At 58.3% G+C, this 12,038-nt stretch carries 10 protein-coding genes; 3 read left to right on the plus strand and 7 right to left on the minus strand.

What is annotated here, in order from left to right:
* Position 1: 1 nt before the first annotated feature.
* Genes rsmA through lptD form a run of 4 tightly spaced genes read right to left on the minus strand, consistent with a single transcriptional unit; the run spans position 2 to position 5,504 of the window.
* Complete coding sequence (rsmA, locus tag ACOI7D_RS15825; protein ID WP_023291950.1) at positions 2-823, minus strand: 16S rRNA (adenine(1518)-N(6)/adenine(1519)-N(6))-dimethyltransferase RsmA; 822 nt, start codon at positions 821-823, stop codon at positions 2-4.
* Positions 820-1,809: a 4-hydroxythreonine-4-phosphate dehydrogenase PdxA gene (gene pdxA / locus ACOI7D_RS15830; protein WP_023291951.1), complete on the minus strand. Its 990-nt coding sequence runs from the start codon at positions 1,807-1,809 to the stop codon at positions 820-822. The genes rsmA and pdxA overlap by 4 nt, the downstream gene beginning before the upstream one ends.
* Before the next feature lie 5 nt (positions 1,810-1,814).
* Positions 1,815-3,101 carry a peptidylprolyl isomerase SurA gene (gene surA, locus ACOI7D_RS15835; RefSeq protein WP_023291952.1) on the minus strand — a complete coding sequence of 429 codons (1,287 nt, stop codon included), beginning with the start codon at positions 3,099-3,101 and terminating at the stop codon, positions 1,815-1,817.
* Between the two features lie 54 nt (positions 3,102-3,155).
* Positions 3,156-5,504 (minus strand): LPS assembly protein LptD, encoded by a 2,349-nt coding sequence (gene lptD, locus ACOI7D_RS15840; RefSeq protein ID WP_032429098.1) that lies wholly within the window; start codon positions 5,502-5,504, stop codon positions 3,156-3,158.
* 243 nt (positions 5,505-5,747) lie between these two features.
* On the opposite strand from lptD, the gene djlA reads away from it, so the two are divergent.
* Entirely contained in the window at positions 5,748-6,575 is an 828-nt protein-coding gene (gene djlA, locus ACOI7D_RS15845) for a co-chaperone DjlA (RefSeq protein ID WP_008807470.1), read from the plus strand.
* A 31-nt stretch (positions 6,576-6,606) separates the two neighbouring features.
* On the opposite strand, the gene ACOI7D_RS15850 is transcribed toward djlA, so the two are convergent.
* Positions 6,607-7,305: a response regulator gene (locus ACOI7D_RS15850; protein WP_023291954.1), complete on the minus strand. Its 699-nt coding sequence runs from the start codon at positions 7,303-7,305 to the stop codon at positions 6,607-6,609.
* Positions 7,295-8,920, minus strand: coding sequence for an ATP-binding protein (locus ACOI7D_RS15855; protein WP_060591121.1), 1,626 nt, complete (start codon positions 8,918-8,920; stop codon positions 7,295-7,297). The genes ACOI7D_RS15850 and ACOI7D_RS15855 overlap by 11 nt, the downstream gene beginning before the upstream one ends.
* A gap of 323 nt (positions 8,921-9,243) precedes the next feature.
* Between ACOI7D_RS15855 and ACOI7D_RS15860 the strand changes: the two genes are divergently transcribed.
* Together ACOI7D_RS15860 and citX are read left to right on the plus strand one after the other, a co-directional pair.
* Positions 9,244-10,608, plus strand: coding sequence for a 2-hydroxycarboxylate transporter family protein (locus tag ACOI7D_RS15860; RefSeq protein WP_104467227.1), 1,365 nt, complete (start codon positions 9,244-9,246; stop codon positions 10,606-10,608).
* A 179-nt stretch (positions 10,609-10,787) separates the two neighbouring features.
* Positions 10,788-11,327 carry a citrate lyase holo-[acyl-carrier protein] synthase gene (gene citX / locus ACOI7D_RS15865; protein ID WP_004204286.1) on the plus strand — a complete coding sequence of 180 codons (540 nt, stop codon included), beginning with the start codon at positions 10,788-10,790 and terminating at the stop codon, positions 11,325-11,327.
* 42 nt (positions 11,328-11,369) lie between these two features.
* Here the strand turns inward: citX and rluA are convergent, their stop codons facing one another.
* Positions 11,370-12,029 (minus strand): bifunctional tRNA pseudouridine(32) synthase/23S rRNA pseudouridine(746) synthase RluA, encoded by a 660-nt coding sequence (gene rluA / locus ACOI7D_RS15870; protein ID WP_023291957.1) that lies wholly within the window; start codon positions 12,027-12,029, stop codon positions 11,370-11,372.
* Between the last annotated feature and the right edge of the window lie 9 nt (positions 12,030-12,038).

Raw genomic sequence — 12,038 nt, forward strand, 5'->3', positions numbered from 1 at the left:
GTTAGCTCTCCTTCGATGGCAGATTGTCAGACAGCCAGTTGGCCATCTGGCAGTACTGCGCCACGGAAATATTTTCTGCACGCATGGCCGGGTCGATGCCCAGCTCGGTCAGCACGTCCACGCTGAACAGATTGCCGAGACTGTTGCGGATGGTCTTGCGGCGCTGGTTGAACGCTTCGGTGGTGATGCGGCTCAGCACCCGGATCTCTTTGACCGGATATGGCATCGTGCTGTGCGGCACCAGGCGAACCACCGCGGAATCGACCTTAGGCGGCGGGGTAAACGCGCTCGGCGGCACTTCGAGTACCGGGATCACCTGGCAATAATATTGCGCCATCACGCTTAACCGACCATACGCCTTACTGTTCGGTCCGGCAACCAGACGATTCACCACTTCCTTCTGCAGCATAAAGTGCATATCGGCAATGGCATCAGTATAGCTGAACAGATGGAACATCAGCGGGGTCGAAATATTGTACGGCAGGTTGCCGAAGACGCGCAGCGGCTGACCCATTTTCTCCGCCAGTTCGCCGAAGTTCATGGTCATCGCATCCTGCTGATAAATGGTCAGCTTCGGCCCGAGGAACGGATGCGTCTGCAGGCGGGCTGCCAGATCGCGGTCCAGCTCGATAACGGTCAGCTGGTCAAGGCGTTCACCGACCGGCTCGGTCAGCGCGGCGAGACCGGGGCCGATTTCAACCATCGCCTGGCCTTTCTGCGGATTAATCGCCGAGACGATGCTGTCGATCACAAACTGATCGTTGAGGAAGTTCTGCCCGAAGCGTTTACGGGCTAAATGGCCCTGATGGACTCGATTATTCATTGGGTATTAACAATCATTTTGATGGCGAGATTAAGCGCCGTGATAAAACTGCCGACGTCCGCTGTTCCCTGGCCCGCTAATTCCAGCGCGGTGCCGTGGTCGACGGAGGTACGAATAAAAGGTAAACCGAGCGTAATATTCACGCCGCGGCCAAAGCCCTGGTATTTTAGCACGGGCAGGCCCTGATCGTGGTACATCGCGAGTACCGCATCGGCATGGTCAAGGTATTTGGGCTGGAAAAGGGTGTCAGCCGGCAGCGGACCGCTGAGGTGCATCCCCTTCGCGCGCATCTCTTCCAGCACCGGAATGATGGTGTCTATCTCTTCCGTTCCCATATGACCGCCTTCGCCAGCGTGCGGGTTAAGCCCGCAAACCAGCACATGCGGCTGAGCAATGCCAAATTTTGTGCGCAGGTCGTGATCGAGAATCGTGATGATCTCGCGCAGCAGGTCGGGCGTTATCGCCTCGCTGATGGCTTTCAACGGCAGATGGGTCGTCACCAGCGCCACCCGCAGCTCCTCGGTCGCCAGCATCATCACCACTTTGCTGGCCTGCGCGCGCTCTTCGAAGAACTCGGTATGACCGGTGAAGGCGATGCCGGCGTCGTTGATGTTGCCTTTGTGCACCGGGCCGGTCACTAACGCCGCAAATTCGCCGCTCAGGCAGCCGTCGCAGGCGCGCGCCAGCGTCTCGACTACGTAGGCGCCGTTTTGTACGTTCAGCACGCCGGGCTCCGCCGGGACGCTCAGCGGTACGTTAAGCAGCGTCAGCGTACCGGCACGCTGCGGAACGGGCGGTTGCGCAGCATCGTATGGCAGGAGAGATAAAGGAAGACCGAGCCTCTGGGCTCGGTCAGTTAACAGGGCGCCGTCGGCGCAGATCACCAGCTCAACTGGCCAGTCGCGCTGGGCAAGCTGCACGACCAGGTCAGGGCCAATCCCGGCGGGTTCGCCGGGAGTGATAACAACTTTACGGGTTTCAGGCATCGATATTAGTTGCTCAGAATTTTAACATACGCACTGGCGCGCTGTTCCTGCATCCAGGTTGCCGCTTCTTCAGAGAATTTGCGGTTCATCAGCATACGGTAAGCACGATCTTTCTGCGCGGCGTCGGTTCTGTCGACCTGACGGCTATCCAGCAGTTCGATCAGATGCCAGCCGAAGGAGGAGTGCACCGGTCCGCTGGTCTGCCCTTTGTTCAGACGCATCAGCGCATCGCGGAACGCCGGGTCGAAGATATCCGGCGTGGCCCAGCCTAAATCACCGCCCTGGTTCGCCGAGCCTGGATCTTCAGAATACGCTTTCGCCGCTTTAGCGAAGGTGGTTTTCCCGCTCTTAATGTCGGCGGCAATCTGCTCCAGCTTAGCCTGAGCCTGCGCATCGTTCATGATTGGCGATGGCTTCAGCAGAATATGACGGGCATGCACTTCGGTGACGGAGATGTTCTGGGTCCCGCCGCGCAGGTCATTCACTTTCAGAATGTGGAAGCCGACGCCGGAACGGATCGGACCGACGATATCCCCTTTCTTCGCGGTGCTTAACGCCTGGGCGAAAATGCCCGGCAGCTCCTGGATACGACCCCAACCCATCTGGCCGCCCTTCAGCGCCTGTTGGTCGGCGGAGTAGGTGATCGCCAGTTTACCGAAGTTGGCGCCGTTGCGCGCTTGCTCAACGATGGCATTCGCTTGCTCCTGAGCCGCGGCGACTTCATCAGAGGTCGGGTTCTCCGGCAGCGGGAGCAGGATGTGGCTCAGGTTAAGCTCGGTGCTGGCGTCGTTCTGGTCGCCGATCTGTTTGGCCAGCGCTTCCACTTCCTGCGGCAGCACGGTGATGCGACGACGCACTTCATTGTTACGCACTTCCGAAATCAGCATCTCTTTACGGATCTGGTTACGGTAGGTGTTGTAGTTGATGCCTTCATAGGCCAGACGGCTGCGCATCTGATCCATGGTCATATTGTTTTGTTTGGCGATGTTGGCGATGGCCTGATCGAGCTGGTCGTCAGAGACCTTCACGCCCATTTTCTGCCCCATCTGTAACACGATCTGGTCCATGATCAGTCTTTCGAGGATCTGATGGCGCAGGGTCGCGTCATCCGGTAGCTGTTGGCCAGCCTGACCAGCATTGAGCTTAACCGATTGCATCAAACCATCGACGTCGCTTTCCAGTACGACGCCATTATTGACGACGGCCGCTACTTTATCGACCACCTGGGGGGCAGCGAAACTGGTATTCGCGATCATGGCGATACCGAGAAGCAGCGTTTTCCAGTTCTTCATACTTTTTCCATTTCGATTAACCGCAAATGCGGATGATGTTGTAAACCAGCCGCATCACAGGGAGCTCTGGTACGGTAAAATGTTCGAACGCAGCATCTGCTGGGTGCCGAGGCCGTAATTAGAGCTCAGACCGCGCAATTCGATATTGATTCCGAAGGTGTTGTCGTATTTGCTCTCGCCGCCATTGTTGTTGCTATCCCAACCGTTGACTTTACGTTCGTAGCCAAGACGGATGGCGTAGCAGCAGGAGTTATACTGGACACCCAACATCTGGTTTGCTGCTTTCCGGGTATTGGTATCGTAGTAGTAGGCCCCGACCACGGACCAGCGATCGACGATCGGCCAGCTGGCGGTCATCCCGACCTGCGAAATACCCTCTTTATATTGCGCCGCAGTGGAATATGACGGCAGCGTGGCCTGAATATATTCCGGGCTGGCGTAACGATAGTTAAGCTGGACTAAGCGGTTTTCATCGCGACGGTATTCAATGGTGCCGTTGCCGGTTGCAACGTTATCCAGACGCGTATCATACTGGATCCCGCCGCGCAGACCCCAGTTATCGGCAATGCGCCAGTAGGTGTCGCCGGCCCATACCAGTGAACCCGTGGTGTCGTTGTTCTCCCAGTTGATGTTGTCATCACCGGTGCGTGACTCGGTGAAATAGTAGATTTGACCAACGGAAATGTTAAAACGTTCCACCGCGGCGGCGTCATACACGCGCGAGGTGATACCGGTAGTGACCTGATTGGCCGACGCGATGCGGTCCAGACCGCTATAGGTACGGTCGCGGAACAGGCCGGTGTAGTCCGACTGCAACAGCGTGGAGTCGTAGCTGCCGATTTCACTCTGATCGCGGTACGGCACGTACAGATACTGCATGCGCGGTTCCAGCGTTTGGGTGAATCCCTCCTGCAGGTCGCGCTCAAAGACCATTTTGCCGTCGATTTTAAACTGCGGCATCACGCGGCTAACGGACTCTTTGTAGTCTGTACCGTTGGCGGCGTTGTACTTATCAAGATTGCTCTGCTGGTAGTGGGTCGCCAGCAGCTTGGCTTCGGTATTCAGACTCCCCCAGCCGTTGGACAGCGGCAGGTTGATCGTCGGTTCGAAGTGAACGCGGGTCGCTTCCGGCATGTTGTTGTTCGAGTTAACAAAATGGGCGACCTGGCCGTACAGATGGGTATCGAACGGACCGACATCGTTCTGGTAGTAGTTGATGTCGAGCTGCGGCTCAGCCGAGTAGGAGTTGCTCGACTCCCGATCGAAGACCTGGAACTGCTTGGTTGAGACCGTGGCGTCAAAGTTCTGATTGACATACCCGGCGCTGAATTTCTGCGTCGCATAGCCGTCGGTACTGGAACCATACTTCGAGCTGAAATCGTTGAAGTAGTCAGGATCGCTGACCTTGGTGTAGTCAGCGTTCAGACGCCACACCTGATCGATAACCCCGGAGTGGTTCCAATAGAACAGCCAGCGGCGGCTGTTGCTGTCGCTGGAGTGGTCGTCTTCGTAGACTTTATCCGACGGCAGGTAGTCAAACTCCGTTAAGCCGCTGCCGAGCTGGGTCAGATAGCGGAATTCGTTTTCCCACATCACGCCGCCGCGCTTGTTCATATAGTGCGGGGTGATAGTGGCATCGAAGTTTGGCGCGATGTTCCAGTAGTACGGCAGGGAGAATTCCACGCCGTTTTTGGTGCTGTATTTCGCGTTCGGGATCAGGAAGCCTGAACGACGCTTATCGCCCACCGGCAGCTGCAGGTAGGGGCTATAGAAAATCGGCACGGAGCCAAGCTTGAAGCGGGCGTTCCAGATCTCGGCAACTTGCTCTTCGCGATCGTGGATGACTTCGCTGCCCACGACGCTCCAGGTGTCGGAGCCCGGCAGACAGGAGGTAAAGCTGCCGTTTTCCAGAATGGTATAGCGGTTTTCGCCGCGCTGTTTCATCAGGTCAGCGGTGCCGCGTCCCTGGCGTCCGACCATTTGATAATCGCCCTGCCAGACGTTGGTATCTTTGGTATTCAGATTCGACCAGGCTTTTGGCCCTTTAAGGATCACCTGGTTATCGTCGTAGTGCACGTTGCCCAGCGCGTCCACCGTGCGCACCGGCTGCGCCTGGCCCGCGGCCTGCTGCTGATGCAGCTGAACTTCGTCGGCGCGGAGGCGGCTATTCCCCTGGTTAATATCGACGTTGCCGGTAAAGACGGCGTTGTCCGGGTAGTTGCCCTTCGCATGATCGGCGTTAATCGTCACCGGCAGATCGCCAGGCCGACCTTCCACGAGCGGACGATCATAGCTTGGCACGCCAAGCATACATTGCGTTGCGAGATCGGCAGCGAGGCCTTGTTGGCTATACAAGGCGCTGGCAATCATCGTAGCCAGGAGGCTGGGAATACGTTTTTTCATACGTTGTATTTATTGTTCCATCATCTTGTGGCAGCGGCTTGCAAACGGTCAGAGCCTAACTTACTCAACTTTATCACGCTAGTGTTAATCCTGCCCGTTTCGAGCCCGAGCGTTAGGCACCCTGTTGAATGACGAGTATGATAAAGCAAATTATAGGCTATGTCCCACAATTGACCGAGGCGCGAGTGCCGGGTAACGTGCGGTCATATTCGTGCTTAACGGCGACAAACAGTTGGGGAGTCTATGCAGTATTTGGGTAAAGTGATTGGCGTGGCAGTGGCTTTGCTGATGGGCGGTGGGTTCTGGGGCGTGGTGCTCGGCTTCCTGGTCGGCCATATGTTTGACCGGGCGCGCAGCCGCCGGTTGAATCTCTTCGCCAATCAGCAGGAGCGTCAGTCGCTCTTCTTTTCCACCACCTTTGAAGTGATGGGTCATCTGACCAAGTCCAAGGGCCGCGTTACCGAAGCGGATATTCACGTCGCCAATGTGCTGATGGATCGCATGAATCTGCACGGCGCTTCGCGCACCGCGGCGCAGCAGGCATTTCGCGACGGCAAGGCCGACAATTATCCGCTGCGCGAGAAGATGCGCCAGCTGCGCAGCGTCTGCTTTGGCCGCTTCGATCTGATTCGGATGTTTCTGGAAATTCAGCTGCAGGCGGCGTTCGCTGACGGCGAACTGCACCCTAACGAACGTGAAGTGCTGTTCGTCATCGCCGATGAGCTTGGCATCTCCCGCGCCCAGTTCGATCAATTCCTGCGAATGATGCAGGGCGGCGCCCAGTTCGGCGGCGGTTCGCAGCAGCAATCTTATGGTCAGCACGGCGGCAACGCCGGCTGGCAGCAGGCGCAGCGCGGTCCAACGCTGGAGGACGCCTGCAACGTGCTGGGGGTGAAACCGACTGACGACGCGGCGACGGTGAAGCGCGCCTATCGTAAGCTGATGAACGAGCACCATCCGGACAAGCTGGTGGCGAAAGGGCTGCCGCCGGAGATGATGGAGATGGCCAAACAGAAAGCCCAGGAGATCCAGAAGGCCTGGGAGCTGATTAAAGAGCAGCGCGGCTTCTGAGTTTTCCAGCCCCTCCCGCCCGGCGAGGGGGTTAGCGTTTGGCCTGTGCGCGGCGATACAGCCGCCGCGGATGGCCGATTTTTCCGTACAGCATCTCCACCTCCAGAAAACCGGTCTCAACGCCGTGTTCAAGATAGCGGCGGGCGGTGGTTTTGCTGAGCCCGGCGGCGCTGACCACCTCATCAACGGAAAAGCAGTGCGCTTCCCGGCCGCTAAACAGACCCTGCACCAGCGCCAGCGTTTTCTCTTCAATCCCTTTGCTGCCACTATCCATACGATAGTTCTTCGCCTGCAATTGATAGAGGGAATCGACGTTCTGCTGATCGACGATTTTCCACTCCCGCTGCTGATCGTAGAACTGGATAAAACGCTCCAGCGACTGGCTCAGCCGCTTCCATGATACCGGCTTAAGAATATAGTCGAAGGCGCCGTTGCGGATGGCCTGGCTGCAGGTTTCCATATCGCTGGCGGCGGTGATAAAGATCACTGAGCATTGGCTGGTCGCCAGCGCCGGGTCGGTCATCAGCGTCACCCCTTTGCCGTCCGGCAAATAGTTATCCAGCAGCACCAGCTGCGGCGGCGTGGCGTGGAGCAACTGACGGGCCTGAGCGAGGGAGGCCGCCATGCCCGCCAGCCGCAGGCGCGGGTGTTTCTGCACAAGCTCGGCGTGCAGGCGCGCCAGCTCGCTCTCATCTTCAATGATTAGCACATCGACCAGGTCATGATGCATCGTGGGCCTCCGGTTGCGGACAGGCGGGCGCGTCGGCCGGGATAAACAGGGTGAAGATCGTTCCCCGCGGCGCGTTATCGGCGACTTCGATGGTGCCGCCCGCCTGAGTGACATAATGTTCAATAAGATACAGACCAATGCCGTGATCGCCACGGGTTTTGGTGGTGATGCCGCGTTCAAAAATGCGCTCGCGGATATCGGGGCGGATGCCGACGCCGCGGTCGGCCACTTCGATAATCAGCTCCCGGGCGTTGAGCTGGATCAGGACTTCCACCGGCTCATGCGGAAGCTCGGCGCGCTGCGTGGCTTCGATGGCGTTATCCAGCAGGTTGCCGATGATGGAGATCAGTTCGGATTCCATCAGCGACGGCAGCGGACGGTCAATGCGGCAGGCCGGGTCGAAGCTCAGCGCCACGCCTTTTTCGCGGGCGCGAGTGGCTTTGCCGAGCAGCAGACCGCACAGCGTCGGCGAGTGGAAGTGCGAGGAGATAAAGTCCAGTAACTCCTGAGCATGCTCCGACTGGGCCTGAATATAGCGGATCGCTTCGTCATAATGGCCCATATGCAGCAGGCCGGAGAGGGTCGTCATCCGGTTGAGCTGCTCGTGGCGCATGATGCGAAGATTGTCGACATAGCGCTTCACCTGGCTCAGCTGGGCGGTGAGGGCATTGATTTCATTGCGGTCACGGAAGGTAATCACCCAGCCCTGCAGGGTATTCTCCAGCATAATGCGCACCCGACTGGCGAGCACGGTCAACTGGTTGAAGCGGCACAGTTCATCATGGGTGTCGCGCTCAAGCATGTCGCCGCTGGCGAAAAAGGGCTGCGGGGAAATCACGCTGTCGATGGACTGGCCGCGCAGCTGACGGGCGGGCTGGCCGAGTCCCAGCAGGCTGCGGGCGGCATGGTTAATCACCTCAATGCGCCGCTGGCGATCGATGACGATCACCCCCTCAAAGATCGACTCCATCATCGCCTTTTGCTGGCGCACCAGCAGGCCTATCTCCCGCGGCTCGAGCGAAAAAATCTGTTTCTTGATGCTGCGGGTAAAGTACCAGGAGAAGATAAACAGGGCGGTGAGCAGCAGGACGGCGGCGATAAAAATATTGATCACTTTGCTCAGGGTAATGCTGTCGAGATAGCTGGTGAGGTAGCCGACGGAGACAATGCCGATCACCCGCCCCGCGTCATCGACGATGGGCGTTTTACTGCGCAGCGAGACGCCCAGGCCGCCTTTGCGAATGGTGGTGATGGACTTTCCCTCCAGTACCGCCTGGTTGTCGCCGCCGACCAGCCGCGTGCCGACCCACTCCGGATGGACGGAATGAAACAGATGCATCCCCTGGCGGTCGCCGATGACGATAAAGCTGGCGTCGCTATGGGCGGCGATTTGCTGCATAAACGCCTGAATCGCCTGTGGGTCATGCCGGCTGACCTGCTGACGTAAATTTGGCATCAGGGCTATCTCTTCGGCCTGAATTTTGGCCCTGGCGCTCATTTCCTGATAAAGCTGGCGGCTGGCGTCAAAGTAATAATAAATACCCAGCGCGATAAACAGGACGGAGAAAAAAGCGACCAGCGAAATAAACAGCTTATATTGAAAAGATAATTTCATAGGTCCCGGACGACGTATTCACCATACCGGCACTCTATCATTTTTCTGTCACGTGACGTAAATGTTAAGGGAAAGTTGTGATCAGCGGCGCAGGCGCGGGCTACCGCCAGTGGTCGCGGCGGAAATAACGCGTGGCGGGAAATAAAAACCATAAAAACCACGATAATAAATCAGAGATATATCACCCCGGCGCGGATCAGCGAATAGAAACCATAAAAACCATAGTGACCATTAAAACTTCTTTTTTAATTCGGGGAGCTTCACATTAACGACGCCGCTGTCCCTTTACGCTGAAAATGAATAATAACGACAGGGCTGAATTTATGAGCACCACAGACAACGCATTCTCTGCAACCCTAGAACCGATCAATACGCCGAAAACCACGCTCAGGCAGCGCTGGTGGCACATCATGGATAACTGGAAGGTAGGGATCGTCCCGCTGCCGCTGTTTCTGCTGGCCGGGGGGCTGATCGCTCTCGACTGCCTTGGCGGTAAACTGCCGAGCGATATCGTGGTGATGGTGGCTACGCTGGCTTTCTTTGGCTTCGCCTGCGGCGAGTTTGGCAAACGCCTGCCGGTGCTGGGAAAACTCGGCGCGGCGGCGATCTGCGCCACTTTTATTCCTTCCGCGCTGGTCCATTACGGCTTGCTGCCGGACGTGGTCGTTGAATCCACCACCAAATTCTATAAATCCACCAACATCCTCTATCTCTATATCTGCTGCATTATCGTCGGCAGCATCATGAGTATGAACCGCACCACCCTGATTCAGGGCTTCCTGAAGATCTTCTTCCCAATGCTGTGCGGCGAGGTGGTCGGCATGCTCGTGGGCATCGGCGTCGGCACGCTGCTGGGCATGGAGCCGTTCCAGGTGTTCTTCTTTATCGTGCTGCCGATCATGGCCGGCGGCGTAGGAGAAGGGGCGATCCCGCTGTCGATGGGCTACGCCGCGCTAATGCATATGGAGCAGGGAGTGGCCCTGGGCCGGGTGTTGCCGATGGTGATGCTCGGCAGCCTGACGGCGATCGTCATCTCCGGCTGCCTCAACCAGCTCGGCAAGCGCTTCCCGCATCTGACCGGCGAAGGGCAGCTGATGCCGAACCGCAGCCATGAAACCCGCAGCCTCGGCGAGAGCGAAGGCATGAGCGGCAAAACCGACGTCGGGACGCTGGCCTCCGGCGCGCTGCTGGCGGTGCTGCTGTATATGATGGGGATGCTCGGCCACAAACTGATTGGTTTGCCGGCGCCGGTGGGCATGCTGTTTCTCGCGGTGCTGTTAAAGCTGGCTAATGTGGTTTCTCCGCGCCTGCAGGAGGGATCGCAGATGGTGTATAAATTCTTCCGCACCGCGGTCACCTACCCGATCCTCTTTGCCGTCGGCGTGGCGATCACCCCGTGGCAGGAGCTGGTGAACGCCTTCACCTTCACCAACCTGCTGGTGATCGTCAGCACCGTCTCCGCGCTGGTGGCGACCGGTTTCCTGGTCGGTAAAAAGATAGGGATGCACCCGATCGATGTGGCGATTGTCTCCTGTTGCCAGAGCGGGCAGGGCGGCACCGGCGATGTGGCGATCCTGACCGCCGGCAACCGCATGAGCCTGATGCCGTTCGCGCAGATCGCTACCCGGATTGGCGGGGCGATAAATGTCTCGCTGGGGTTGCTGTTCCTCAGCCACTATCTGGCGTGATATAACGCTACGCTCAGCGATAAACCTGCTATTTTCCGCTACAGAACGCCGAAAATATCTGCGTTCTGTATCCTAAATGCTCCGCATTTAGCGTTACAATCAGCGCGCGATCGGCTATCGCAACCATCATCATGACAGTCCAGGCGCTGTCGCATTTATCATATGTAGGAGAGGAATTAATGTCAGTGGATACTCCCGCCCAGGCGGGCGTCAGCATCGACGCATTGCTGGCGGCGAAAGAGCAGCGTGCAGCCCGCCAGGCCGACTGGTTGGCCCATTATCAGCAGCCTGTTATTTCCCTGACCCTGGTGACCCCCGGGGCGGTGAAGGACAGCATTCGCTATCGCAACATGATGGGCGTAGCCCTCCAGGCCTGCGATCAACTGCTGTGGAAGCACCGCTGGCAAACGCTGGATCGTCAGGTGCTGTGGCTGCCGACCGGGCCTGAAGCGCTGTGGTGCGTGGCGCACCCGGCCAGCGAAATCAAAGCGATGTGCAGTACGCTGGAGCAGAGCCATCCGCTGGGACGCTTGTGGGATATCGATGTGATCTGTCCGCAGAGCGGGCAGGTGGGACGCCAGTCGCTGGGCGAGTCGCAGCGCCGCTGCCTGCTGTGCGATGAGCCGGCGCACGCCTGCGCGCGCAGCCGTCGTCACGACACCGATCTCGTCGTTGCCCGCGTTGAGCAGATGATTGACGCGTGGTTTGCCCGCGATTAACGGGTCAGTATTCCCCGGCGGCAAAGCGCTGCCGGGGAGGTCCTAAAAGTCGATCGGCGCGCGGAAGGTCATCGCGTTGCCGTAGGCGGGGTGGGTAATGGTGAGCGTCTCGGCGTGCAGCAGCAGGCGCGGGGCCATCGCCAGCGCCTCAGGCGTGGCGTAAAAGCGGTCGCCAAGGATCGGATGCCCCAGCGCCAGCATATGCACGCGCAGCTGGTGCGACCGTCCGGTAATCGGCTTCAGGCGCACGCGGGCGGTGTTATCTTCCGCGTACTCCAGCACCTCATACTCGGTCTGCGCCGCTTTGCCGGTTTCATAACACACCTTCTGCTTTGGCCGGTTCGGCCAGTCGCAAATCAGCGGTAAATCCACCAGGCCCTCCGCCGGCTGCGGATGGCCCCAGACGCGGGCGATGTACTGCTTCTTCGGCTCGCGCTCGCGGAACTGACGCTTCAGTTCGCGTTCCGCCGCCTTATTCAGCGCCACCACAATCACGCCGCTGGTGGCCATATCAAGGCGATGCACCGATTCGGCCTGCGGGAAGTCGCGCTGAATGCGCGTCATCACGCTGTCTTTATGTTCATCAAGACGACCCGGCACGGACAACAAGCCGCTCGGCTTGTTGACCACCATGATGTGCTCATCCTGATACAGGATCACCAGCCAGGGATCCTGCGGCGGATTGTAGTTTTCCATCGCCATTTTGCGTTC

Source organism: Klebsiella sp. C360 (genome assembly GCF_048822415.1).
Classification (GTDB): Bacteria; Pseudomonadota; Gammaproteobacteria; order Enterobacterales; family Enterobacteriaceae; genus Klebsiella; species Klebsiella quasipneumoniae.